The sequence below is a fragment of the Paenibacillus helianthi genome, from assembly GCF_001909055.1.
Lineage (GTDB): Bacteria > Bacillota > Bacilli > Paenibacillales > Paenibacillaceae > Paenibacillus_AQ > Paenibacillus_AQ helianthi.
In genome coordinates, this window is record NZ_LVWI01000070.1 from 90473 (window position 1) to 115170 (window position 24698).

The 24698-nt window shown below is 52.2% G+C and carries 20 protein-coding genes and 1 other annotated feature; of the genes, 14 read left to right on the forward strand and 6 right to left on the reverse strand.

Translation table 11 applies throughout. The features are described from left to right. Window positions 1-43 precede the first annotated feature (43 nt). Entirely contained in the window at window positions 44-937 is an 894-nt protein-coding gene (locus tag A3844_RS25020) for a cell wall hydrolase (RefSeq protein WP_074108780.1), read from the forward strand. Between the two features lie 139 nt (window positions 938-1076). Here A3844_RS25020 and A3844_RS25025 read toward each other — a convergent pair whose 3' ends face one another. Next, a complete protein-coding gene (locus tag A3844_RS25025; RefSeq protein ID WP_074108781.1) occupies window positions 1077-2273 on the reverse strand; it encodes an MGDG synthase family glycosyltransferase in 1197 nt (398 codons plus the stop codon). 263 nt (window positions 2274-2536) lie between these two features. On the opposite strand from A3844_RS25025, the gene A3844_RS25030 reads away from it, so the two are divergent. The 5 genes from A3844_RS25030 to A3844_RS25050 all read left to right on the forward strand — a co-directional run bounded on the left by A3844_RS25030 (window position 2537) and on the right by A3844_RS25050 (window position 12712). After that, window positions 2537-3112, forward strand: coding sequence for a TetR/AcrR family transcriptional regulator (locus A3844_RS25030; protein ID WP_143186335.1), 576 nt, complete (start codon window positions 2537-2539; stop codon window positions 3110-3112). A gap of 177 nt (window positions 3113-3289) precedes the next feature. Continuing rightward, on the forward strand, window positions 3290-5644 hold the full coding sequence (locus tag A3844_RS25035) for a YhgE/Pip domain-containing protein (protein WP_074108782.1): 2355 nt from the start codon (window positions 3290-3292) through the stop codon (window positions 5642-5644). Between the two features lie 431 nt (window positions 5645-6075). After that, the gene (gene gltB, locus A3844_RS25040; RefSeq protein WP_074108783.1) at window positions 6076-10671 is read left to right on the forward strand and encodes a glutamate synthase large subunit; all 4596 of its coding nucleotides are present in this window, start codon (window positions 6076-6078) and stop codon (window positions 10669-10671) included. Between the two features lie 336 nt (window positions 10672-11007). Continuing rightward, window positions 11008-11934, forward strand: a complete 927-nt coding sequence (locus A3844_RS25045) for an ABC transporter ATP-binding protein (RefSeq protein ID WP_074108832.1) — start codon at window positions 11008-11010, stop codon at window positions 11932-11934. Beyond that, on the forward strand, window positions 11927-12712 hold the full coding sequence (locus A3844_RS25050) for an ABC transporter permease (protein WP_074083104.1): 786 nt from the start codon (window positions 11927-11929) through the stop codon (window positions 12710-12712). Before A3844_RS25045 ends, A3844_RS25050 begins: the two co-directional genes overlap by 8 nt. Window positions 12713-12781: 69 nt before the next feature. On the opposite strand, the gene A3844_RS25055 is transcribed toward A3844_RS25050, so the two are convergent. Together A3844_RS25055 and A3844_RS25060 are read right to left on the reverse strand one after the other, a co-directional pair. After that, on the reverse strand, window positions 12782-13222 hold the full coding sequence (locus A3844_RS25055; protein ID WP_074108784.1) for a bactofilin family protein: 441 nt from the start codon (window positions 13220-13222) through the stop codon (window positions 12782-12784). A 70-nt stretch (window positions 13223-13292) separates the two neighbouring features. Next, complete coding sequence (locus A3844_RS25060; RefSeq protein ID WP_074083106.1) at window positions 13293-14444, reverse strand: M23 family metallopeptidase; 1152 nt, start codon at window positions 14442-14444, stop codon at window positions 13293-13295. Between the two features lie 236 nt (window positions 14445-14680). Here A3844_RS25060 and cls point away from each other — a divergent pair, with 236 nt between their 5' ends. After that, entirely contained in the window at window positions 14681-16111 is a 1431-nt protein-coding gene (gene cls / locus A3844_RS25065) for a cardiolipin synthase (protein ID WP_074108785.1), read from the forward strand. Between the two features lie 122 nt (window positions 16112-16233). Further along, window positions 16234-17142 (forward strand): YitT family protein, encoded by a 909-nt coding sequence (locus A3844_RS25070; RefSeq protein ID WP_074083108.1) that lies wholly within the window; start codon window positions 16234-16236, stop codon window positions 17140-17142. Between the two features lie 192 nt (window positions 17143-17334). On the opposite strand, the gene ligD is transcribed toward A3844_RS25070, so the two are convergent. Genes ligD through ku form a run of 3 tightly spaced genes read right to left on the reverse strand, consistent with a single transcriptional unit; the run spans window position 17335 to window position 20184 of the window. Beyond that, window positions 17335-18219 carry a non-homologous end-joining DNA ligase gene (gene ligD, locus A3844_RS25075; protein WP_074083109.1) on the reverse strand — a complete coding sequence of 295 codons (885 nt, stop codon included), beginning with the start codon at window positions 18217-18219 and terminating at the stop codon, window positions 17335-17337. Window positions 18220-18258: 39 nt separating this feature from the next. Beyond that, the gene (locus tag A3844_RS25080; RefSeq protein ID WP_074102647.1) at window positions 18259-19206 is read right to left on the reverse strand and encodes an ATP-dependent DNA ligase; all 948 of its coding nucleotides are present in this window, start codon (window positions 19204-19206) and stop codon (window positions 18259-18261) included. 3 nt (window positions 19207-19209) lie between these two features. Beyond that, window positions 19210-20184: a non-homologous end joining protein Ku gene (gene ku, locus A3844_RS25085; RefSeq protein ID WP_074102648.1), complete on the reverse strand. Its 975-nt coding sequence runs from the start codon at window positions 20182-20184 to the stop codon at window positions 19210-19212. Window positions 20185-20327: 143 nt separating this feature from the next. Between ku and A3844_RS25090 the strand changes: the two genes are divergently transcribed. The 6 genes from A3844_RS25090 to tsaD all read left to right on the forward strand — a co-directional run bounded on the left by A3844_RS25090 (window position 20328) and on the right by tsaD (window position 23922). Beyond that, entirely contained in the window at window positions 20328-20525 is a 198-nt protein-coding gene (locus A3844_RS25090) for a hypothetical protein (protein ID WP_074083112.1), read from the forward strand. Next, window positions 20522-20707: an H-type small acid-soluble spore protein gene (locus A3844_RS25095; RefSeq protein ID WP_074083113.1), complete on the forward strand. Its 186-nt coding sequence runs from the start codon at window positions 20522-20524 to the stop codon at window positions 20705-20707. Before A3844_RS25090 ends, A3844_RS25095 begins: the two co-directional genes overlap by 4 nt. A gap of 335 nt (window positions 20708-21042) precedes the next feature. Next, on the forward strand, window positions 21043-21534 hold the full coding sequence (tsaE, locus tag A3844_RS25100; protein WP_074108786.1) for a tRNA (adenosine(37)-N6)-threonylcarbamoyltransferase complex ATPase subunit type 1 TsaE: 492 nt from the start codon (window positions 21043-21045) through the stop codon (window positions 21532-21534). After that, a complete protein-coding gene (gene tsaB, locus A3844_RS25105) occupies window positions 21531-22352 on the forward strand; it encodes a tRNA (adenosine(37)-N6)-threonylcarbamoyltransferase complex dimerization subunit type 1 TsaB (RefSeq protein WP_074108787.1) in 822 nt (273 codons plus the stop codon). The genes tsaE and tsaB overlap by 4 nt, the downstream gene beginning before the upstream one ends. Beyond that, entirely contained in the window at window positions 22352-22876 is a 525-nt protein-coding gene (gene rimI / locus A3844_RS25110) for a ribosomal protein S18-alanine N-acetyltransferase (protein WP_083607010.1), read from the forward strand. Before tsaB ends, rimI begins: the two co-directional genes overlap by 1 nt. Continuing rightward, window positions 22873-23922, forward strand: a complete 1050-nt coding sequence (gene tsaD, locus A3844_RS25115) for a tRNA (adenosine(37)-N6)-threonylcarbamoyltransferase complex transferase subunit TsaD (RefSeq protein WP_074108788.1) — start codon at window positions 22873-22875, stop codon at window positions 23920-23922. Before rimI ends, tsaD begins: the two co-directional genes overlap by 4 nt. Before the next feature lie 449 nt (window positions 23923-24371). Next, window positions 24372-24664 (forward strand) — a binding site (T-box leader). Window positions 24665-24698: the final 34 nt, after the last annotated feature.

The following is a 24698-nucleotide window of genomic DNA, read 5'->3' on the forward strand; positions in this document are numbered from 1 at the left end:
GTTACATACAATAGGAATGTGCCGTAAATTTAGGAGGTAAAAAATGGCAATCTTTAAACAAAACCGCTGTATTGCGCTGCTTGTTGGCGTTATTCTGGTGTGTTTCTCTGCGATAAGCCTGCTTGGTTCTGAAGGAACCGCAAAGGGCAAAAATACAGTACAAATGAATCATTTGAACTCGAAGGGACAAGCTTCGGCGTTGACCCTGTCCAGTGAAGCCTCAACTAGCTTGGTGAGGACAAAGAATACCCCGAAACCCATGCTCTACACCACAGCCGCCAATCTGTTCCATACCCAGAGGATCAGGCAGACCTTGGAATGGATCAGTCCAGATATACTGAAGCCGAAAGGTACAGCAGTAAGGACTGGGATTCTCCGGCAAAAGGCAGCTGTGGTGAAGTCAACTCCGCCCATGGTGCAGCAAGTGGCCAAGACGGCGGTGGCTAAGGGGAGCCAGACCGTAATTACCCAAAAGACGGCAATTCAGCAACATCCCCCCACTCAATTGTTCTTCTCTCGGACAAAGCTATTAAGCCAGGAGCAGCGAGGTCAAGCGACCTGGAGCTACGCGGTGTCCGAAGAAGACCTGCTACTGCTGCAAAAAATCGTCATGGCAGAAGCAGAAGGCGAACCGTACCAGGGCAAGGTGGCAGTCGCCAACGTTGTTCTGAACAGGCTGCGGTCAGCCAATTTTCCCGACACCATACATGATGTAATCTATCAGAAAAGCCAGTTCAGTCCTGTGGGCAACGGGCGTCTTAAGCGCGTGAAGCCCAACGGGGACAGTATTAAAGCTGTTACCGCCGCACTCTCCGGAACCAAGGCAGTGACTGACGATACGTATTTCTTCCTGTCTCTTAAGCTTGCCCAAGATCTGACGGTGCATCATTCCAGGCAGTACGCCAAAAAGATCGGCAATCATACTTTTTATAAATAAATGATAAAGCAGGTGTCCCGAAGTCCTGAAAATGGTATTGGGACATCTTTGCTTCATTACAAGCAGAAACGGTACCGGGCTTTATGCCCGGTACCGTTTCTGCTTGAGTCCTATCCTCTTCCATTGGCCATCGTCTTGCTTAAGGAGTAACGTACACGGCTTCTTCATTTCGTGCTGGAGCAGCAACCCGTGCCCCCCGGAGCTCCGCAGATGTTCCGGCTGCAGGTTTGCCCAGCATCTGCAGGACGGCGGCAGCGCAGTGGCTCGGTTGCTGGCGATCCGGGGCGAGCCGCCGTCTGCGCAGCTCTTCTAGGCCGGCATATTCACGCATCAGCAGTGAGAACCATTTGTCCACCACATCTGAATCGAGTTCCTCGGCAAGGCCCAATTCCACGAAGTATTGGCAGTTCTTTTCTTCCTGGCCGGGAATGGCGCTGTAAAAAAGCATCGGAATGCCTTTGGCCTGGCCTTCCGTACAGGTCATCCCTCCGGGCTTCGTAATCAGCAGATCGGAGGCGTCCATCAGCTTATTGATCTCGCTGCTGTATCCCAAAATTTTCACATTGGGATGGTTCAGCAGCGGATTGGCCCTCATTTTAGCTACAAGCCTGTCGTTGCTGCCCATACAAAACACCAGTTGGATATCATTCGTCCGGGCGGTGAGTGATTTCATGACTTCTTTTCCGAACATGAGCCCCCAGCCGCCTCCCATAATCAGTACGGTAGGGATATCAGCAAGTCCCAGTTCCTTCCGCAACAGCTTTTTGTTCGATCTCTCCCAGAACTTAGGGTGTAAAGGCATGCCTGTGACGGTAACCTTGTCCGGCGAGACCCCCCGGCCGGTAAGTATCGACTTGACCCGGGAAGTGGACACCAGGTACCGGTTTGCTTCTTCATTGATCCAGCTTCCATGTGCATCATAATCCGTAATCAGTGTATACATTGGCACATCCAGCCCCTGCCGCTTCAAGCGGGAAATGACAGCAGCCGGAATGGGATGCGTACAAATAATCAGATCGGGCTTAAGCTGTTCGATGACCTGTGAGGCATGTGTATAAAAAATCCGGTGAAGCGCCAGCTTGGTCAACCGGTTCAGAGATTTATGATATTGGGTTTTGTACATCATGCCGACCAGCTTCGGCTGGCTGCTGACTGTTTTGCGGTAAGCTGAAAGAATCCAGGGAGCGACCGTTGGGTTGAGGAATTTGCCAAGCTCAATGACCCGGCACTGTACATCCGGGCTAAGACGCTTTATTCCTTCGGCCAGAGCATAGGCTGCCCCTGTATGGCCCGTACCGAAGCCTTCCGAAAACAGCAGTACTCTTTTCTTTCGCATAAGTTCACCTGCTACTTTCCTTCATAGGTAGGATTAATCTTCTCTTCTATTATACTAGGGATATTGCTTCTTTTCTCACATTATACAAATAAGACGTAAATAGAAAGTTAAAACACTGCAAAAATAAAAAAAATAAAGATTTCACCCAAGTATTGCAAACAAAGAAGCAACGTGATAAAGTGGGTATTGACCGATTGACCGAAATAGTAAAACAGTCATATCGTATGGCAGGCCTATTTCATGAAGAAAGGAAGTGCGCGCAGGTGGCTGTGGTAGATCGAAGGCAACAGGTGCTCCAGGCCGCAACCAAGTCTTTTTCATTATTCGGCTACAAGGCGACAACAATGGATCAGGTCGCGAAGATCGCAAATGTCGGCAAAGGAACCATCTACACCTTTTTTACGAACAAGGAACAGTTATTTGATGAGATACTGCGTGAAGTGATGATGGATATGAAGGTCATCGCCGAACGGGAGATCAGACGGGAACGGTCATTTTTTGAAAATCTGCACCGTGTTCTCGATGCTCTGCTCGAATTTCGCAGTGAACATGAGCTGTTTATCAAGTTGTCCCAGGAAAGCCGTGATTTCGGCACCCCCCAGGCCAACGAAGGTCTCGACAAGCTTGAGAATGTCGTTCTCGAATATTTGCAGCGGGAAGTAGAGCATGCGATGGATCAAGGGGAAGTGAAGCCTTGTGACCCCAAGATTGTATCGCTGGTAATGTTCAGACTGTATATTGTGCTTACGGCCGAACTGAACAGGGTGCATGAGCCTTTGACCAAGGAGCAGATTAAAAATTATTTTCATCTCTTTTTGGCAGAAGGGTTGGCAGAGTAGCTTCATACATGAGAATGGACAGTCTCAGACGACTCCGGTAGGAGTTTTTATTTGCCCTTGAGTGACCGAATGGGGAAATCAGTCATCTAGTGTTACTGCAAGTTTTCAAGAGATTCACCTTTTTTAGATAGTAATAGGATTTTAAAGAGAGCATATGATCAGAAGGAGAGAACCAGAATGAAATCTTTATCCGTATTTGCCAAGGACCTGGGCGCAGTGTTCAAGAATCCCAAGGTGCTGATTCCCATGTTTGTCGTCCTGTTCATTCCGGTACTATACAGCGGATTGTTCCTCAAGGCATTCTGGGACCCGTACGGCAAAATGAATGAGCTGCCCGTCGCTGTTGTCAATGAAGATAAAGGTGCCGACTATGAGGGAACGAAGCTTACTGCCGGGAATGACCTGGTAGAGGAGCTCAAGAAAACAGACGGGTTCAAATGGAACTTTGTCACCCGGGCGCAGGCGGACGCCGGCATGAAAGACGAAACCTACTATATGACTATCGTCGTTCCGGAAGATTTCTCCGCGAATGCGACTACATTGCTGGATGATAGTCCAAAGCAGGCCAAAATTATCTACGAGCCAAACGAAGGCTATAATTTCTTGGCAGGTCAAATCGGCGGCACAGCCGTGAAAGATATCAAGACAAAAGTATCTGCTAAAATTACGGAAGCTTATACGACCTCTGTTTTTGATAAAATCACAGACATCGCCAGCGGTCTTGGTGAAGCGGGAGACGGCGCCACCAAGATTGCCGACGGCGCGACCAAGCTGGACGACGGTGCGCTCAAGCTGAAGGATAACCTGCTTGTGCTGACCGAAGGTACGGGTAAACTCTTGGATGGAGCAGCACCTCTTACAAAGGGTGTGGCAGATCTGAATACCGGAGCTGCTGCACTGCAGACCGGTAGCAGTACACTTGCAGGCGGACTTCAGCAGTTGTCTGCAGCCCATAAACAGCTGCAGGATGGTGTAGCACAGACAGCGGACGGCAGCAAACAGCTCAATGCCGGATTGCAGAAAGCGTCTGCCGGAGCAGCTGCATTGCAAGCTGGTACAAAATCGGCTGTAGACGGAACCACTCAGCTGCAAGCCGGTACAAAGTCTGTTGTGGATGGAAGCGCGAAGCTGGAAGCGGGCCTGACTTCTTCCGTAGACGGCAGTGCGAAGCTGGAAGAAGGACTTAAAGCTTCGAAGGACGGCAGCGCGAAGGTAAGCGCGGGAGCCAAAGCGGTCGCTGATGGCCTGTCGCAACTGGCCAAATCGAATCCGCAGCTGGCGGCAAGCCCCGATGTGCAGAAGCTGCTCGCAGCCAGCACCGCAGTCGCTCAAGGCACCGCACAGCTGGATCAGAGCCAGCAACAGCTCCTTGATGGCGCAACTGCGCTGCACAGCGGCCAGGAGCAGCTGGTGCAGGGAGCGAACCAGCTGCATACCGGTTCGCAGCAGTTGGATGCCGGAGTGACCCAGCTGCATGACGGGGCACAGCAGCTGAATGCCGGCAGCACACAGCTGCTGGACGGACAGAAGCAGCTCCTGGCTGGAGCCGGAGCGCTTGAAACCGGCGGCACCAAGCTTGCCGCAGGCATGAAGCAGTTCGGTGCGAAGCTGAACGAAGCAGCAGCAGGCGGTGCGAAGCTTGCTAACGGCGGCAAAGCGCTGGAAGCCGGAACGGCTAAACTGCTCGATGGAGCCGGTCAGCTTAGCAGCGGCCTAAGCTCAGTAGCAGACGGCTCGAAGAAGCTAAGCGATGGAGCCGGACAGCTTAAGAACGGACTGGATGACCTGAAGGCCGGCTCCGGTGAGCTGGCAGTGAAGCTCGGTGATGCCGCTTCTCAGACCAGCACCGTGAAGAAGACCGATGCACTTGTATCGATGTTCGCCCAGCCGGTAGAGATTGAAGAGAAAGAATTTACTACAGTACAAAACTATGGTACAGGGTTTGCACCGTACTTCCTGTCGCTTGGTTTGTTCGTAGGCGCACTCATCTGCACCATTGTAATTCCAATGCGTGATTCCGAGGTGATTGGTGCCAGCCGGTTCAACCGTTTCATCAGCCGCACCCTTACTTTCTCAATGATGAGCGTGTTCCAGTCCCTGATGGCAATCCTTATTGTTCTCTACGGACTTGGCCTGGATGTACAGAATGTACCGTTGTTCTATGCCTTTACCTTCATTACCAGTATCGCCTTCATGTGGATGATTCAAGCTATTGTTACCTGGATGGATCAACCAGGACGGTTCGTGGTTATCGTTCTGCTGATATTCCAATTGACAACAAGTGCAGGAACCTTCCCGCTTGAGCTGATTCCGGACTGGATGAAATTCTTCAACCCGTTGTTGCCTATGACTTATAGTGTAAGAGGGTTCAAGGCAGTAATTTCCACCGGTAATTTTGGTACTATGTGGAGCGATGCCGGAATGCTGGCCGTTTACGGAGTAGTATTCCTGGTTTGCACCTTCACTTACTTCATGACCCGTGACCGTGATAGTGAAATGGCTGTGCAGAAAGAACAAGCATTAAGCTTGTAATTGAAAAATAATTCATTGAGTAAACACACAAAGGACGCTCCTTGCCGGGGCGTTCTTTGTTTTTTCCTAAACAAAGAATTTATAGGTTTCACGCAAAGGGCGGCGAAGCTGTTTCTACTTATTTCAGGAATGAAAAACAGTCCAAAAAATACCATGATTGTGTCAGGAAAATGGATGAAACGCTTTCATTGAATAAGAGCTTATTCGTTATTCATGCATATTTATGCATAACAAAGATTTTTTACGCTTCAATTCACTAAAGCTGTGACGCAAAAGCAATTGTTAATCAAGCTCATAAAAAAGTTTAAATTGCGCTCATGTCAGGTCGATGATAAAATAATATAACCAATCTGTCTTGAATATTTATTAAGAATTCCCACTGAAAATTTTTCCTGAAATCCGTCTACTTTATAATAGAAAGGTTGCATACAATGAGACACACTGAACTGCCCGTCAAACAAGGCCTGTACGATCCCCAGTTCGAAAAGGATGCCTGCGGAATGGGGTTTGTCGCCCATATCAAAGGCAAGCCATCCCATGATATTGTAAGTAACGCTTTGACCATGCTCTTCAATATGGAGCATCGGGGAGGCCAGGGAGCAGAACCAAACTCAGGTGACGGAGCCGGCATTATGCTGCAGATTCCGCACCGTTTCTTTACCGGTGAAGCCAGCAAGCTTGGATTTGAACTGCCTGAGCAGGGGCATTACGGTGTAGGCATGATCTTTTTGTCTCACAACGAGGAGATCCGGGCCCGCCACGAAGCGCTCCTTAGCGAGATTATCACCGAGGAAGGCCAGCAGGTGCTCGGCTACCGCGATGTACCTACTTTTGACGAAATGCTGGGCAAGACAGCCAAGGCGGCTAAGCCTTATGTGCGCCAGGTATTCATCGGCCGCTCCGAAGGAATCAAGGATGATCTGGCATTTGAGCGCAAGCTGTACGTCATCCGCAAACGTGCCGAACTATCGATCCGCTATGGCGGAGCAGAAGAAGGCGAATCTTTTTATGTGCCAAGCATGTCCTGCCGAAAGATCGTATACAAAGGCATGCTGACCACAGCGCAGGTAGGCCAGTTCTATCTGGATCTGCAGAATGAAGCGCTGGAATCGGCGATTGCCCTTGTGCATTCCCGGTTCAGCACCAACACATTCCCAAGCTGGGAACGTGCCCACCCTTACCGTTTCATGATCCACAACGGTGAGATCAATACCTTGCGCGGCAATGTGAACTGGATGCACGCGCGCCAATCGCTGTTCAAGAGTGAAGTATTCGGGGAAGACCTGAGCAAGATCAAGCCTGTCGTGAACCCTGACGGCTCCGATACGGCTATGTTCGACAACACCTTCGAGTTCCTGTACCTCAGCGGACGTTCATTGCCGCATGTGGCCATGATGATGGTTCCTGAGCCTTGGGGCAACCATGACAGCATGGACGAGGAGAAGAAGGCATTCTATGAATATCACAGCACACTCATGGAGCCGTGGGACGGACCCGCTGCAATGGGCTTCACCGACGGTGTACAGATCGGTGCGATTCTTGACCGAAACGGCCTTCGCCCTTCACGTTATTATGTAACCAAAGACGATCTGATTATTTTGTCCTCGGAAGCCGGAGTGCTTGATATTCCTGCAGAGGATGTACTATACAAAGACCGGTTAAGACCAGGACGCATGCTGCTGGTGGATACGAAGCAGGGCCGGATCATTTCCGACGAAGAGGTCAAAGCCGAGATTGCTTCTGAACAGCCTTACCGCCAGTGGCTGGATGAGCATCTGATTGGCCTTGACGAGCTTCCTGATGCCCCAGAGCTGCCGAATCCGAAGCATGACAATGTGCAGCAGCTGCAGCAGTCCTTCGGATATACCTTTGAAGATCTGCGCAAGGTGCTGGAGCCGATGGCTTCCACCGGTGCCGAAGCTGTAGGCTCGATGGGCTATGATGCCCCATTGGCGGTACTGTCGGACCGTCCGCAGCGTCTCTATAACTATTTTAAACAAATGTTCGCCCAGGTAACCAATCCGCCGATCGATGCGATCCGTGAAGAGCTGGTGACCTCGACAGCGACAACTATCGGACCTGAACGCAACCTGCTTAAGCCGGAACCCGAGAGCTGCCGGCAGATTTCACTGGATTCACCAATCCTGTCCAATGAGGATTTTGCGAAGATCCGCCATGTCCGCCGCGCAGGGTTCAAGTCGATGTCGATTCCGATTCTGTTCCCGGCTGAGCTGGGTGCGGAAGGGCTGCGTATCGCGCTGGAGCGGATGAATGAAGCGGCTGACCGCGTTATGGCCAAAGGCCATAACATTCTGATTCTGTCTGACCGTGGCGTAGACCGTGAGAATGCGGCTATTCCGGCACTGCTTGCCGTTTCCAGCCTGCATCACCATCTGATCCGCTCGGGAACCCGTACCAAGGTCAGCATTTTGCTGGAATCCGGCGAACCGCGTGAAGTGCATCATTATGCGCTGCTGCTCGGCTATGGGGTGAGTGCGGTCAACCCTTACCTCGCTTTCGAGAGTCTGGATGACATGATCGGCCAGGGCCTGCTGCGCGGCATTTCACATGAGAAGGCTGTGAAGAATTATATTAAAGCTGCGACGAAGAGCGTAGTGAAAATATTGTCCAAAATGGGCATCTCGACGATTCAATCCTACCGGGGCGCGCAGATTTTTGAAGCTGTTGGCCTGAATTCTGAATTCGTGGACCGTTACTTCACCTGGACACCTTCCCGTATCGGAGGCATCGGCCTGGAAGAAGTGGCAGCAGAGGCGCTTGTCTCTCATAACCGCGCCTTTACTGACAAGGATGGCAGTGACAAGGTGCTCGATTCCGGCGGTGAATACCAATGGCGCAGTGACGGGGAAGAGCATTTGTTCAATCCGCAGACCATTCATCTTCTCCAGCACTCCGTGCGTAGCGGCGATTACGGGCTGTACAAGAAGTATGCGGCACTTGTGCAAGGAGAGAGCGAGAAGCATCAGACGCTCCGTTCCATGCTGCAGTTCAAGCCTGCGAATTCACCAGTACCACTGGATGAGGTAGAGTCTGCAGAATCCATCATGAAACGCTTCAAGACCGGTGCCATGTCCTTTGGCTCGATCAGCAAGGAAGCACATGAGACACTGGCGATTGCAATGAACCGCATCGGCGGCAAGAGCAATACCGGTGAAGGCGGAGAAGATCCGGCCCGTTTTACTCCGGACAGCAATGGCGATTCCCGCCGCAGTGCGATCAAGCAGGTGGCATCGGGTCGATTCGGGGTTACCTCGAATTACCTGGTCAATGCTGATGAAATTCAGATCAAGATGGCGCAGGGGGCCAAGCCTGGTGAAGGCGGGCAGCTTCCGGGCCGCAAGGTATATCCTTGGGTCGCAGAAGTGCGCGGCTCCACAGCGGGTGTAGGTCTGATCTCACCGCCACCGCATCATGATATTTACTCTATTGAGGATCTGGCAGAATTGATCTACGATCTGAAAAATGCCAATCCCCGTGCCAATATTAACGTGAAGCTCGTGTCTGAAGTCGGTGTGGGAACCATCGCTGCCGGGGTAGCCAAAGGCCGTGCCGATATTATCCTGATCAGCGGCTACGATGGGGGTACCGGCGCATCGCCGATGAACTCCATCCGTCATGCCGGTCTCCCTTGGGAGCTTGGCCTGGCTGAGACCCATCAGACCTTGATGCTGAACAATCTGCGCGACCGTGTTGTACTGGAAACAGACGGCAAAATGCTTAGCGGCCGTGACCTGGCAGTCGCTGTGCTGCTCGGTGCTGAGGAGTACGGGTTTGCCACTGCACCGCTTGTAGCAGTAGGCTGTATTATGATGCGGGTATGCCAGATGGATACCTGTCCGGTAGGTGTAGCTACCCAGAATCCGGAGCTGCGTAAGAACTTTACCGGTGATCCGCAGCATGTAGTGAACTTTATGACCTTTGTGGCACAGGATCTGCGTGAGATCATGGCGGAGCTTGGTTTCCGCACCATTCAGGAAATGGTTGGACGCACGGACTGCCTGGATGCCGTCAAAGCTTCGAGTCACTGGAAGAAGAAAGGCGTAGATTTGAGTAGCCTGCTGCACATTCCGGCTATGCCGGAAGGAAGCACTCGCTACCGCAGTCAGACCCAGAACCATGGCTTGGAAGAAACATTGGATGTTTCCAAGCTGCTCGATCTTGCTGCACCGGCACTGGAATCCGGTACTGTGGTTGAAGTTTCACTTCCGATCACGAACGTCAACCGTGCGGTAGGAACCATCCTGGGCAGTGAACTGACCCGTAAATATGGAGCAGCAGGTCTTCCGGATGATACGATCCGCCTGCATTTCACCGGTTCGGCGGGACAGAGTCTGGGGGCATTCGTACCGAAGGGAATCACGATCACGGTTGAAGGGGATTCCAATGACTATGTGGGCAAAGGACTTTCCGGCGGCAAGCTGATCATTAAGCCGTCCTCTAAGGCGACCTTCGCCGCCGAAGATAACATCATCATCGGGAATACGGCCCTGTACGGTGCTACCGGCGGTGAAGCTTATATCAGCGGGATTGCCGGCGAACGGTTCGCTGTCCGCAACTCTGGTGCGAATGTCGTTGTGGAAGGCGTGGGCGACCATGGCTGTGAATACATGACCGGCGGCCGTGTGGTTGTGCTTGGTGCAACGGGTCGCAACTTTGCGGCAGGAATGTCGGGCGGTATCGCCTACGTCTATGATCCGGACAATACGTTCGTCAAACGCTGCAACATTGAGATGGTTCTCTTGGAGCGTGTGGAGGAGCCTGAAGAAATTGCTGAACTGCAAGGTCTGATTATCCGCCATACCGAGCTTACAGGCAGTAATGCCGGACAACGCATCCTGGATACATGGGATGAGGCCCTGCCGAAATTTGCCCGTGTCATTCCGAAGGACTATAAACGGATGATGGAGCAGATCCGCAAGGTGGAACAGACCGGTCTGACCGGCGAAGCTGCCCTGATGGCTGCATTTGAAGCGAATATGCGTGAGCTTGCCCGTGTTGGCGGCTAAATGCTAACCACTCTCGAATAAAAGATAAACCAAGGGACAACATCCCCTCCTTAACCGGAGGGAGGTTGTCCCTTTTACTATTGCTGCATTTTTTTCCGCTTTTCAGGAAAAAGGGAAGTTGTGGTAGAATAAAACCCATATAAAATGAATTGTGAAAAAATGAAGGTGAAAGTAACGGAGGGAAGATTGGAACTGGAGGAGCGAATGCGACCGCCAAAAAGCTTTCCAAAGGAAAGCTCGCTTCGGAAGCATTATCAGTTCAGGGATTTCAACCGCATGCACCTCAATTGGAAACTCAAGCTCATTTTATATACACCGACGAAAGGAAGTGAGACCATGCCGAACACGGCAGAAGTGGTGAAGCCCGTAGCCAGTTTAATGGGTGTAACCAAAAAAATGGGCAGCAAGACGCTGGTTAGCGACTTGACGCTCGATATCCCGCCCGGACAAATCTTCGGATTTCTCGGGCCGAATGGTGCCGGTAAAACAACTACCATTCGTATGATGGTCGGACTGATCTCGATCAGCCGCGGAGATATCCTGATTTGCGGCCGCAGCATCAAGGATCATTTTGAAGAAGCGGTTGCGAATATTGGGGCAATCGTGGAGAACCCTGAGATGTACAAGTTCCTCAGCGGATACCAGAATCTGCGCCAATATGCGCGGATGGTGCCAGGTGTAGACAAGAAGCGGATCCAAGAGGTTGTAGAGCTGGTAGGGTTGGGACAGAGGATACACGACAAGGTGAAGACCTATTCACTGGGAATGCGCCAGCGGCTGGGTGTAGCCCAGGCGCTGCTTCACCGTCCCAAGCTGCTGATCCTGGATGAGCCGACGAACGGGCTTGATCCACAGGGAATTCGCGAGCTGCGCGACTATCTGCGCCGATTATGCCAGGAGGAAGGTACAACGGTATTTGTCTCCAGCCATTTGCTGTCTGAGATGGAGCTGATGTGCGATACAGTGGCAATTATCCAGAATGGCAAGCTGATTGACGTGAAACAGCTTAAGGCTGTAGGCACGGAGGTTCTGCCCGTCGGTGAGACGCTGTTTGAGGTTAGTGATCCTGAAGCGGCATTGACCTTGCTGGGGACCGGGGTACTGAAGGATGGTGGAATTGCCGTGGCAGCGGACCGCGAAGCTATCGCTGAATTGAATGCGAAGCTGGTCACAGGCGGGATCAAGGTATACGGCATTAAAGTGCTGGCCCGTTCACTTGAGGATCAATTCCTGGAAATCACCGGAGGTGAAGGCATTGGGTAATTTCGCGGCTCTCATACATAATGAGAACGTTAAAATCTACAGTCGTATACGTACATGGATCATGCTCATTATTCTGGCTGTGATGAGCGCGCTGTTTCCGGCGCTGTTCTACTTTACCAGCAGCGATACCTCCACGACAGAGCTGTGGAACAGCTTTCAAATGACTGTGAGTATCGCTTTTTTCCTCAATACGATTTTTACAGTTGTGATCGCCTCCGACTCCGTTGCGGGCGAATTTTCCTGGGGGACCATTAAGCTGCTGCTGATCCGCCCATGGAGCCGATCCAAAATACTGCTCTCCAAGTACATCTCCCTAATCCTGTTCAGCTTGCTGAGCACGGGTGTACTGATCGTATTTGGATATGTGTCTGCGCTTATCTTCTCCTCTTCCTCCGGGCTTGGAGGAGCCTCTATGTCGGCATGGAGTCCAGCAGAATATACATTCCTGGGCATTCTGTGCAGCTATGCTGAGCTGTTCCTGACCGCTGCTCTGGCTTTTATGGTGTCCAGTGTCTTCCGTGCAAGCGGACTGGCGATCGGGTTATCGCTGTTCATTATGTTTGCCAAGGATATTTTTGTGGCCATCTTTAGCCCTGAGCGCTATGAGTGGGCTAAATATCTGATTTTCACCCATATGGATCTGCATGGTTATCTGTTGTCAGATAAAGGCCCGGGTGGAGTCACGTTGGGATTTGCCATCGCGGTACTAGCCGTCTATTATCTTCTATTCATGCTGGTGTCCTGGATTGTATTCCGTAAAAGAGATGTTGCTGCATAAATCGGGCTGCTGCACCAGCCCGATTCAAGGTTGTTCTGTACAATAAGAATTAATATTTCATAGGGACGGCTAAGCCGTTTCTGCTTGTTTGGAGCCGCGTTTGCCGGCTTTGTCCGTATGACCGTTTTTCTGAAGTCCGCCCGCTTTTTCTGTGGCGGGCTCTTCGGCCATGGTAACGGAGCCATTCAGCAAGCTGCCCTCCATGATGCTTAAGGTGCCAGCCAGAATATTCCCATGCAGCTGTCCGGTACCCGTCATCATTAGCCTCTGATCGGCAACCACATCGCCGTAAACCTTGCCCGCAATGATGATGTCCTGTGCTTTGATGGTGGAACGGACGGTTCCCTGTTCACCGACGGTGACAGTGCCCCGGCAGTGGATTTCTCCGCTGAAGTTGCCCTCAATCCGTAGATTAGTGTCGCAAGTGACTTTGCCCTCCAGCGTACCCCCGTGCCCGATCAGCGAGTCGGTGGATTTCACCGGCGTGTTCTGTTTGTTTTTATTCCACATGCGTTCATCCTCCTGAGTGTTTATTTAGGATTACTCGACTGAATAACGTCGTACTTCACTTTCTTCCTGCTTAAGGCTGTACATAACCCAAAGGATTGACCGGTTTGTTTTGTTTGACCACCTGGAAATGAAGATGGGGTCCCGTGCTGCGTCCGGTATTGCCTAGCAAGCCGATCTTCTGGCCTTTGCTTACCCTGGTGCCCGGGGAGACCAGCATTCCATTCAAATGCATGTACCAGGACTCCAGCCCATTGTCATGTTTGATAATAATATATTTGCCTCGTGCGCCCATTTGCTCGGCGGTGGTGACCACGCCATCCATGGCAGCATATACGGGATCGCCGATACTGCCTGCTATATCGATGCCGGAATGATAGGCTGAAGTCCCGTTGAAAGGGTCGGAACGGTAACCGAAGCTGGAAGTAATGACCTTGGACTGCGTAGGCCAGATGACGGCAGGTGCCAGCCTGGATTTTTCAGCAATAGCCTTTTTGGCCTGGAGAGTAGCTTTAGCGGTATTTGCCTTTTGGGCTTCTGTAATCGTCACAGGGATCCTGCTCATCATTTCATCCAGCATGCTGCGGATTTCCTCATAGTCATCCTTCGTTTCCCGCACCAGCTTCAGGGGATCGTTCGCGTAGACAGCGATATATTCCCCGCCCACCTGTGGCGTGAATGTGCCGTCCGGCGATGCGGCAGCAGCTGATACAGCGGTAAAAGAAGCCCCGCCAGAATAATGCGTTTCTGCCGGAGGAGATAATTCTGTACCCGCTGCAGGTGCAGAGGGATCTACAGTACTGGATGTTTTGGCGGAGGAGGATTCCCCCTTGCCGCTGGCAGCCGGACTGCTTCCCTTGTCAATCAGAGACTGCAGCTGCTGCTCCAGCTCGCTTACGCTTTTCAGTTTGTCTTTGATACTGTCTGCTTCCTCCGATAGTTCAGTAACCTGACTGCGAAGCTGCAGCAAGGCCTGATCTTTATCGGCAACCTTCATTTCCATACGAAGATTGGTCAGGGACAGTGCCGCGGCTTCTGCTTCCAGCTCGGAAATGGAGCGGGAGGCATGAAAATGCATGGAAGTGACCAGACTGGACAGAGAAAGGGCGGCAGCGGCCGGCAGCGCAAGAGCGAGTGGCTTGGATAGCTGAAGCTGCCTTACCGGACGTCCGGCTTCACGGACAACAAGCAGCGTGATCCGGTTATGATCGGGCTGATTCTTCATAGCTTCTCCTTTCCTGCGGCTCGTGCAGCCGCCTTGTATTCACTGAAGTCCTAATTTCTAAGGGCTCATCCGAATCGTCCTACTACTCTATGTATTCCATGTCCGTGGGGAACATGACAACGGTTTGCTGGAACAAAGAGGGAGAATGAAGGTAACAGAAGGTACAAAATTGCCGGGTGCCAGCGACAGCTGGAATGAGAATGGACTCACTATAAAACATTCAAGAGGGTGACAGATTGGTAATATTGGCGTTTATTCTATGTCTTTTTATTCTGCAGATTGCTGTAATCCTGCTGCTCGAATTCCGCCGCCCGCAAAGAGCGTTGGCCTGGTTGCTCGTTACCTTCTGCTGCCCGCCGCTCGGGCTGTTGTTCTATTATTTTTTCGGCCGGGATTATTGGCAGAATCGCAAGCTCGAGAAGAGGTGTATTTCGTTATTTCGGGAGATCCGTGCTCATGTGTCCGGTATAGTCAAGCTTGTGAAACATGCGGAAGAGAGTGGGAATCCGCATTTCTCAGACTATAAAGGACTGTTGTTCCTGCTCTCCCGGCTGTCAGAGATTCCGGTCACCGGCCGGAACAAGTGCCAAGTACTGGTTGACGGACAGGAAGCTTACGACTCTATGCTTGAAGCTATGGAAGCAGCGCGGGAGCATATCCATATGGAATTCTATATTTTTCGTGATGATGAGACCGGGAAGCAGTTTCAGGAGGTCATGATCCGCAAAGCGCGCCAGGGGGTGAGGGTCCGCCTGCTGTGTGATGGACTCGGCAGCCATAAGCTAGGCCGCGACTTCATTGGAAGGCTGAGAAATGCCGGAGTGGAGGTTCATTTCTTCCTGCCGCCATTAAACTCCCTGCTGGAGCGCAGGTTCAATTTCCGGAATCACCGGAAAATCGTTGTTGTCGATGGGCGTGTGGGGTTCACCGGTGGCATGAACGTAGGGGATGATTATCTGGGGAGAAATCCCAAGCTGGGATATTGGCGGGACACCCATCTTCGTCTGGAAGGGGATGCGGTCTACAGCCTGCAGTATGTTTTCCTGAAAGATTGGAGGCTGGCAGCAGGTGAGGGAGTGAGCCATCCCCGCTTTTTCCCGGCGCATGATTGTGCGGAAGAAAAGGCCGTTCTCGTTGTCGCCAGTGGACCGGACGGGGCGCTGGATACCTCACAGGAGATGTATTTCGCATCAATTGCAGCGGCGAAAGAGCGGATATGGATTACCTCACCTTATTTTATTCCCGATCCTACGATCTGCCGGGCGCTCAAAAGTGCGGTGCTTGCTGGAGTGGATGTGCGGATCATCATTCCGGACAAACCGGACAACAGGCTGGTGTACAATGCGTCTCTCTCCTACCTGGAAAACCTGCAGGATGCCGGAGTGAAATTCTACCGGTATCAGAAAGGGTTCATGCATGCCAAAATTATGATTATCGATGATATCCTGGGGACGGTGGGGAGTGCCAATCTGGATATGCGGAGCTTTTACTCCAACTTTGAGCTGACAGCCGTCATGCTTAGTCCGGAGGTGATTACGCTGCTTGCTGCTGGTTTTGAACAGGATCTGGAGCATAGTGAATTTATTGAGCCGGCAATCTTTCGGAGAAGAGGAGGAATTGTCAAATGCATAGAAAACCTTTGTCAGCTGTTATCACCGCTTTTATGACAGTTTAAGCGATAGAAACTTGAGTTTTCGAAGATTCTAACATTTTCTATGCCATAAAGGACCCTCTTTTATGATATAATGAAGGTATAAGAAGTAACTATACTTTTAACAGGGGGAGTTCTATGACTGTAAGCCAGCAATTATTCACGAATGGGGAACAGAAGAAACCTCAGAAATCAGAAGCCTTTAAGAGGGCCAAATTGGTTCAAAGGATCGTAATGATCGTGCTTGGATCAGCGATGATGTCTGTGGCATTGGAGATTTTCCTCGTTCCCAATCAATTGATTGACGGCGGAATTACCGGTATTTCCATTATGATATCCCATATTTTCCATATCCCGCTGGGGATTATATTAACTCTGCTTAACCTGCCGTTCCTTGTAATCGGCTATAAGCAAATCGGTAAAACCTTTGCCTTATCCACTCTGTTTGCTGTAGTTCTGATGTCCATTGGCACTCAACTGCTGCATCCTGTAGCCCCGCTAACGGGCGAACCGCTGCTTGCCGCAGTGTTTGGAGGCGTTATTCTGGGTGTAGGTGTTGGCCTGGTGGTACGGTATGGAGGATCGCTGGATGGAACAGAAATCATCGCTATTCTGGTCTCGAAGAAGCTTCCATTCTCCGTAGGTGAAGTAGTCATGTTCTTCAACCTGTTTATTCTATCCGGTGCAGGCTTTGTGTTTGGCTGGAACAATGCGATGTTCTCTTTAATCGCTTACTACATTGCTTTTAAGGTGATTGATGTTACGCTTGAGGGTTTGGATCAATCGAAATCGGTATGGATCATCAGCGATAAATTCCGTGATATCGGAGAAGCGCTGACCGAGCGACTCGGACGTGGTGTTACTTATCTGGAAGGGGAAGGCGGCTTCTCCGGAGATAACAAGAAAGTGATTTTTGTAGTGATTACCCGCTTGGAAGAAGCGAAGCTTAAAGCTATTGTTGAAGATTGGGATACCGAAGCTTTTGTCGCAATTGGCAATATCCATGATGTTAAGGGCGGCCGCTTTAAGAAAAAATCAATCCATTAGCTTTGCCCGTAATTAACGGGAGCGCTAACCGAAGGAAGGTATATTTACGAACGACAGTGTAATCAATTCGGCGTCTGTATCAAGTATCGCCGCATTCTCATATAGAATACCTTCCGTCCGTAAGATGGACGTCTGATAAGCCCGCAGCCTGAATAGGCATTTGCGGGCTTATTGCTTTTTGGAGAGGAGAAACTATGGGAGCTTGGAAATAAGAGCCTCCACCGGCTGTGCAGGCACTTTGGCGATCAGATCACCCATGCGGCTGAGGCGCTCCTCGATGTTCTGCAGGTGGAAATCAGCAGGCGAGACATTCCGCCGAACCTCTTCCCACAGAAGAGGAGTAGATACGGTAGCCAGCGGGCGGGCTCGTGGCGTATAAGGTGCAGCAAGCGTTTTGCCGCCATAATGTTGAAGGTAATCAAAATAAATTTTGTCCCCCCGATGCTTCTTCAGCCGCTCCAGGGTGAACAGGTCGGGACGTTTCTCTGTCACGTACCGACCGACAAAGTGGCCGATCCGGCGAAGGCCGTCAAAAGTGACTCCGGGGCGGATAGGTACAATAATCTGCACGCCTGTTGCACCGGAGGTCTTCGGGACGGAGGCAATGCCCAGAGATTGGAGCACCTCGCCTACGACTGCAGTCGCTTCCATAATCCGTGGTTCGACTTCAAGCGACGGGTCAAGGTCAATCATCCATTCGCAGGGCAGCTCACTTCCCGCGTAATGAAGCGAAGGATGAAACTCCAGGGCGGCCATATTGCCCAGCCAGAGCAGCTCCGGCAGCCCTTGAAGAAGGATATAAGTGATGTTGTCATGTGTTGCTGTACGGACAAAGTCGGGCAGGGGCTCAGGTGCATTCTTCTGATAAAAGGACATGCCTGGCACGCCGTGCGGATAGCGGATCACCGTTAGGAGACGGTCCCGGCAGTATTGCAGCAGATAAGGGGAAAGGGCGGCCAGTTTTTCCAGGTAAATTCGCTTGGTAATGCCGCGTTCCGGCCACAACAGCTTATCCGGGTTCGTTATGGTGATTTCTTGTCCTCCGATGGTAATGGAACCCCGGATAGTCTTGGGCATCCGGCATCCTCCTTTGGAAATATGAAATATCTTGCATTGTCATCCTTTCTGCTCCAACCGGCAGGACAGCGGGGGAAGGTCCAATTGGGCTTGGATGACAGGTTGACGCAGGGTTCCCGAGTGGTTCCACTCCAGGAAATGCAGTTTGAAGACCAGCTGGGGCTGAATCCAGACGGCTCCCTTACTCCGCTGCGGGACAGTGGTGAAGGGCATGTCTGAAGTTCGAAGCTTCTCAACCTGTGCAGTTAAGCTGCGCCAATCCTGTACGGTCATCCGGCCTGCTCCGGCATGCCCGATATAATGCAGCTTGTCTTCGCTGTCATAAAGGCCAAAGAGCAGAGCATTCACAAGTCCATCCCTATACGTAACACCGCCAACTACGGCGGTTACGTCGGAGATGATCTTACGCTTTTGCCATCGACCGTCTTTTCCGCCGGGTGCATAGGTGCTGTTGATGTCCTTGCACACAATCCCTTCCAGGCTTCCGTTCTGTGCAGCAGCTAAAAGCTCAGACGGGCGGGTATAGCTGGGCACGTTCTGCACATGGGGATGGGGAAGCAGGATGTGGCCTAAGGTCTGCTGCCGGCTCGACAGCGGCTGGTCCAGAAGCCATAAGCCATCATAGTACAAAATATCAAATATCATATAGAGCACGGGCACCTGCGGGCGGACAGCCTTGATGGCTGCGGCATTCTTCAGGCTGTCCCGGCGCATGACCTCATGAAAGGACGGTTTGCCGCCGCTGAGCGCGATGACTTCACCGTCCAGTATCACCGATTCAGCCCTGCAGTAAGCTCTGGGGTCGGCGATTTCAGGGTACTGCAGGGTGCGGCGGTTGCCGCGGCGGTTAATCAATTCAGCGGCTTTCCCATCGTAATAGGAGAGCATACGCACACCGTCCCACTTAATCTGCGCAATCCACTGATCACCCTCCGGCAGTTGTGATGCCAGTATAGGTTCGAAAGGAACTACCGGCTGCAGCTTCATGGGTTAAGCACCGGTTTCTTTGCTCTTGGCTGTGCGCCGTTTGGGTTTGGGCGGCGCTATGACCGGGATCGGACCGGTGGCCTCATTCACGACCGCAGTACCGGCTGGGACTTTGGATGATTTGGCAGTGGGTGTTTTTTTCCTGCCGGCTGCGCCAGTTTGCGGATTCGTCTTGGCGGCAGCGGGCGATGGTCCCGGATCTGTCGGAATATGCTGTACCGCCTCGATACTGGCCTGAAGTGCAGCCATCAGATCGATGACATTGCTCTCCTGGCGGGCCGGAGCAATATGGAATTCCTCGCCGGCAATCTTATGGGTAATCAGGTCAAGCATCCGCTGGCGGTAGTCATCCGTGTATTTGCCCGGCTCAAACGGGGTGGACAGCTGGGAAATCAGCAGCTTGGCCATATCCAGCTCCTTATCACTTACGATACCGGGCTCCGGCAGTCCTGGAACCTGAGATACCGGCCGAACCTCATCGGGATAATATATAGTTTCGATTGCCAGGCAATCAGCCAGCACACGGATGGCGGCGAGGCTGCTTTTGGACCGGATGGAAATTTTGGCGATTCCGATCTTGCCGGTCTGGCGCATGGCTTCCATCAATAGGCGATATGCGTTAGCTCCCGCCTGGTCTGGAGAGAGGTAATATGTTTTTTGAAAATAGATCGGGTCGATCTCCGTTAAGTCCACAAAATCCAAAATGGTAATGTTTTTGCTGCTCTCCTCTGTCAGCTGATCCAGCTCTTCTTTGTCAAACAGGACAAATTTCCCCTTCTCATACTCGTAGCCCTTGCCGATTTCCTCCCAAGCCACTTCCTTGTCGCAGACAGGGCATTTGCGCACATAGGACAGCGGACTGCCGCATTCCTTATGGATGTAGCGTAGTGATATGTCTTTGTCCTCGGTAGCGGAGAACATTTTGACCGGAACATGGACAAGCCCGAAGCTGATGGCCCCTTTCCAAACAGTATGCATGATGATCCCTCCTGATCCAAAGTGCTTTGGCTTAGTATGCGGCAGCAGGTCTTTTTCTAGCCTGATGCATTTTTTGCGCCGGTTGGGAAAAAATAAGCTCAGGCATGAAGGATATACCCTGCGTTCAATTGGAGGTAGCAGAAATGGATCAGGAACGAAACGGATGGATTGATGCTTTGTCAGAGCAGGATATCCCGGCTGAAGCCGTGGATTGGGAGAGTATCGTAGAGACTGGGGAAGACGAAGAGCTGCACGAAAATTTCGACCGGCTGGATGCGGAAGCGACGATCGGCGAACTGCCGGCGGTGGATGATAACCTATTTAAGGAGACCCAAAAATGAACATACAGCGGGCAAAGGAAATTTACGCTTCCGAGGATATGATCTCTGTACATCTGGACGGAGAGCCGGTCTGGATCGAACATGTGGATTCGGATAATGGGATGGCTACAGTGCAGGTGGGCTCACGTCCGACAAATACGCATACAGTAGGCGTGGAGCGTTTGGAAGAGCAGGGCAGCTAGGCCCAGAGATATTGTAAATATGAACCGATTGAGGGGGGCAGTACCCGTTCAATCGGTTTTTTATTATTGACGGAGGCTGAACCAAACCCCTATATTGAACTTGTGAAAATGATGAAAAGAGTTGATCCATGGGGCGTCCTATATTGCTCGGTGTTTGTTCGGTGCTGTTTTTTGCCGTAACGTGTGTACTTAACCGGAGGATGGAGCTGGCAGGCGGGAACTGGGGCAAAGAGTGAAGGACGGCTGTTGCGGTGGAAGTATCATACCGATATAATTGAAAGTATTGTTACTTGGAAAGCTGGAGTATTTTAATATGTAGAGGTGGTAGTTGCAGCTTGAACAACAATGCTGAAACGGTGTTCACTTACCGTTCATATAGCCTGGCGGATACAGATTTGCTGGCAGCTGACCTGGCCGCATTGGTGACTGCCGGCACGGTAATCGGGCTGGACGGCGATTTGGGTGCAGGGAAGACGGCGTTCTCGCAGAGCTTTGCGCGTCATTTGGGCGTGGAAGGGATCGTCAGCAGCCCCACTTTTACGATCATCAAGGAGTATCAGGGACGCCTTCCGCTGTACCATATGGATGTATACCGCATTTCGCTTCAGGAAGCGGATGAACTGGGACTGGATGAGTATTTTTATGGGCAGGGTGTGAGCCTGGTCGAATGGAGCAGTATAATTTCGGATTTGATGCCACTGCAGCATCTCCATATAGCCATGGAAACTTACGGGCCGGAGGAACGGCTGATTACGGTGACCGGAAGCGGGGAGCCTTACGGTGAATTATGCCGGGCTATGATCCAGAAGTGGGGTAATGAAAGATGAAGAATCAAATGGAAGAGCCGCGCAAGCGGTTTTTGGCGCTGGATACATCCACGGCTGTACTCGGAGTAGCAATAACAGAAAACGGCAAGCTGCTGCACGAGACGAATGCTTCCGGGGAACGGAACCATTCCGTGCACCTGCTGCCTATCATTGAGCAGGCACTGCAGGCCACCGGTACGACTTCCGCCATGATTGGCGGAGTCTCTGTGGGCCTGGGTCCCGGCTCTTATACCGGAACACGCATCGCTGTTACAGCTGCCAAGACACTGGCCTGGGCCTGGAAGGTGCCAGTAGCCGGTATTTCCAGCCTGCAGGCGTTGGCTTGGGGCGGTTTGGCGGCAGCTTTGGGGCAGTCGGAGGGGGCAGAAGGGAATCCAATGTCCGGGACAGGCCCGGACTGGATCATTCCTCTCTTGGATGCGCGCCGAGGGCAAGCCTACACTGCACTGTTCGTTGCGGACGGTGATCGGGCGCCCCGCAGGCTTGAACCGGATGCTATCCGGCTTATGGCAGACTGGGTGCAGCACCTGGCCGACAGACTGAAGGAGGCGGCGGCAGAAGGCATGAAGCCGCGCGTGATTTGGTTTGTCGGAGAGACGCAGCTGCACGGCAGCGAAGAAACGACCTTTTTGCTGCGCGAGCTGGGACGGGTACAGGCTGTGCCCTATGAGCTGGAAGGCCGCTGGGCAGGTTATTTAGGGGAAGAACGCCTGCAAGCCGGAAGCGATGATCTGCACAGTCTAATCCCGAATTATACTCAGCTTTCGGAAGCGGAAGCCAATCTGCGCCGGAGCAGTGAAGGGAGCCTGAATCAATAATGATGGAGTCGGAGCCGGTAAAAGATCAGGGAACGGAGCTTGTGTTCCGCCTGATGAAGCTTGAGGATATTCCCGAAGTTCTGATTATTGAACGGGAAGCCTTCACGATGCCGTGGACGGAGGAAGCCTTCCGCAATGAGCTGTCCCATAATCATTTTGCTAAATATATGGTCATGGAGCTGAACGGGCATATTCTTGGTTATGCGGGAATGTGGGCTATTGTCGACGAAGCGCATGTCACCAATATTGCCTTACTTGAGGCGTACCGGGGACGTAAATGGGGAGAAAGACTGCTGGACGAGCTGATGAAGACGGCTGCTTTTTTGGGCATGAAGTCCATCACACTGGAGGTCCGGGTCTCGAATGAGGTTGCCCAGAATTTGTACCGCAAAATGGGCTTCCGTCCTGCAGGTACCCGCAAAGGTTATTATTCGGATAATCGCGAGGATGCACTGATCATGTGGGCGGATCTGCCGGAGTATGGGGAGCAAGGCATGACGGAAGGAAGCGTGGACCTGAAATGAAGATACAAACGGGTGAAGTCCAGCCTGTTCTAATACTGGCTATTGAGACCAGCTGCGATGAGACTTCCGTTGCGGTGGTAAAAGACGGCAGCGAGGTGCTCTCGAACATCATCTCAAGCCAGATCGAAACGCACCGCGCGTTCGGCGGCGTCGTGCCCGAAGTGGCATCCCGCAAGCACGTGGAGGTTATTACACTGGTGATAGAGGAAGCGCTGGCGGTGGCTGGCGTACAACCGGAACAGCTGACGGCTGTTGCGGTTACTCAGGGACCGGGTTTGGTAGGGGCGTTGCTGGTCGGTGTTGTAGCTGCCAAAAGCCTCGCGCTTGCCTGGGGCAAGCCGCTGATCGGCACGCATCATATTGCCGGGCATATATATGCCAACCGGCTGGTAAAAGAGCTGCGATATCCGAACATGACGCTTGTCGTATCCGGCGGACATACGGAACTGGTCAGCATGCAGCGGGAAGGTGAGTTCCGGATTATCGGCCGTACCCGCGACGATGCCGTGGGCGAAGCCTATGACAAAGTTGCACGGGCACTCGGGTTTCCTTATCCCGGGGGTCCCCATGTGGATCGTTTGGCCCGCGAGGCAACCGAAGCTGTGCCGCTTCCACGTGTCTGGCTGGAGCCGGGCTCCTATGATTTCAGCTTCAGCGGCCTGAAGTCGGCGGTGCTGAATGTGGTCAATCAGAGTAAGATGAAGGGGCTTACGCCGGATGTGGCCGGTATTGCCCGAGGCTTCCAGGAGTCAGTGGTCGAGGTACTTGTGGAGAAGGCGATTCGTGCTGTAAAAGCAAACCAAGCCCAGCAGCTCCTGCTAAGCGGAGGCGTAGCGGCCAACAAGGGCTTGCGCGAAGCGCTGACGGCTCGCTGCGGAGCTGAGGGCATCGAGCTGATCATTCCGCCTCCGGTGTACTGCACCGATAATGCAGCTATGATCGGTGCTGCGGCTTATGGGAAGTGGCGGCATGACGGCAGTACGCCGCTGGATATGGTTGCCGATCCGGGGTTCTCGCTGGAAAAATGGTCGGTAGGAGCCTATTGACATCTTTTGGAGCTGGCGGGTATAATCAGTTCAATCATTATTCATAATTTGAACAAACGCGATGAATGGAAGCAGTAAGGAACCTCCGGGATTAGAGAGCTGCGGGTAGGTGCAACGCAGTCGAAGGAGACCTGAACTCGTCCGGGAGCGGAACGGTGGAAGCAGGAGGTTCCTTGTATAGGGACATCAACCGGTGCGTAAGTTTGCCGGACCTTTCGTACACCGTTACGGTTTGCCTCCGTAAGAGGGTCGCCCTGCACAGCAAGGATGGAACAAGTGATTGCTCCTGGTGTGCTTGCAAAGGCGTAGAGTGGATATCGTGAGGAACAGCTAAAGCGCTGGCTGAACCGGGATATCAACAAGAGTGGTACCGCGAAGGTGAACAGCCTGTCGTCTCTTGAATGAGACGGCAGGTTTTTTTGCGTGGGTTGGCACGGAACGTATATAGAGTACATGCGATGAACGGGAGTAGTAGATGATGACGGTGAACAGAGAGCTGCGGGTTGGTGCGACGCAGTCACCGGAGGCATTGAATCTCGCCCGGGAGCAGAGCGGCGGAACAGCAGATGATATGCCGCTACGGATGTCCCCGTTACAGGACCTTCATGGAGTGCTGAGAGCCACTATGGCTTGGCAGGCATCCTGTGGGGAAGAGCTGGACGCAGCTTGAAGCTTTGCTCACATAAGAAAGCTGTGCGTCAAAAAGAGTGGTACCGCGGAGGGGTGACCCGCCGTCTCTTTAATAGAGATGGCGGGTTTTTTGTGTTATTCAGGTG